Here is a 1,297-nt window from a genome sequence, read left to right on the forward strand (position 1 = left end):
CCGGCGGCCCGCCCGCGCGGACCGCCGACCCGCGGCCGGCGCTCGCCGAGGCCGGGGGCGCGCTCGACCGTTACCGCGCCCTGCTGGAGGACCTCGCCGGCGGCACCCTCGACCTGGGGGCCTTCCGGGAGCGCACCCGAGGCCTGCGGATCGGCCTGGTGGTGGACGGCGAGGCGGTCTGGCTGTTCGACCCGGTGCACGACCGCTGGTGCTACGGCGACGGGCTCCAGCTCCAGACGTACGCGGCCACCGACCGGCCCAGCCCCTCGCCCGCGCCGTCGCCCGCGCCCGCGCCCTCGCACGGCCCGTCCGCGGAGGGCCCGTCCGCCCCCACCCGGACCGGTGAGCCGTGACCTCCGCCGAGCGCGACGGCGTCGAGCGGCCGTCCGCCGCACGCGAGGCCGCCAAGCGGGACGCCACCGAGTGGGACGCCACCGGTCTGCCCGCCGGGCTGGTCGGGCGGCGGGTCGCCGGCTACCGGCTGGAGAACGAGATCGGGCGCGGCGGCATGGCCGTGGTCTACCGGGCCAAGGACCTGCGGCTCGGCCGGACCGTCGCGGTCAAGCTGCTCGCCCCCGAGCTGGCCCGCAACGAGGTGTTCCGGCAGCGGTTCATGCACGAGTCGGAGGCCGCCGCCGCGATCGACCACCCGCACATCATCCCGGTGTTCGAAGCGGGCGAGCAGGACGGCATCCTGTACCTCGCGATGCGCTACGTGGAGGGCGGCGACCTGCGCGCCCTGATCAACCGCTCCGGCCCGTTCCCGGTCGGGCGGGCCGTCCGGTTCGCCCTCCAGATCGCCTCGGCACTGGACGCCGCGCACGACCACGGCCTGGTGCACCGGGACGTCAAGCCGGGCAACGTCCTGGTCGCCGCCGGGACGGACAGCGAGCACCCCGAGCACCTGTACCTGGCGGACTTCGGCCTGACCAAGAAGTCCCTCTCGCTCAGCGGGCTGACCACCGTCGGCCAGATCGTCGGCACGCTCGACTACGCGGCGCCCGAGCAGATCTCCGGCAGGCCGCTGGACGGGCGCTGCGACCAGTACGGCCTCGGCTGCGTGGTCTTCGAGATGCTCGCGGGCGCCCCGCCGTTCCGCCGGGAGAGCGACCTCGCGCTGCTCTGGGCGCACCTCAACGACCCGCCGCCCGCGCTGCGCGACCACCGGCCCGACCTGCCGGCCGCCGTCGGGGCGGTGGTCGCCCGGGCGCTGGCCAAGACGCCCGGGGAGCGGTACCCGAACTGCCTGGACTTCGTCGCCGAGCTGCGCGCGGCGAGCACCGCCGCCGCGCCGGAA

At 76.6% G+C, this 1,297-nt stretch carries 1 protein-coding gene and 1 pseudogene; both read left to right on the top strand.

Annotation, left to right across the window (positions count from 1 at the left end; all coding sequences use genetic code 11):
- Positions 1-353 (top strand): annotated as a pseudogene (locus AE652_RS41560) (hypothetical protein); the annotation flags it as partial.
- 86 nt (positions 354-439) lie between these two features.
- The coding region (locus AE652_RS41565) for a serine/threonine-protein kinase (protein ID WP_049661199.1) at positions 440-1,297 on the top strand (858 nt) is incomplete at its 3' end.

This window comes from Kitasatospora sp. MY 5-36, assembly GCF_001182915.1.
GTDB lineage: Bacteria > Actinomycetota > Actinomycetes > Streptomycetales > Streptomycetaceae > Kitasatospora.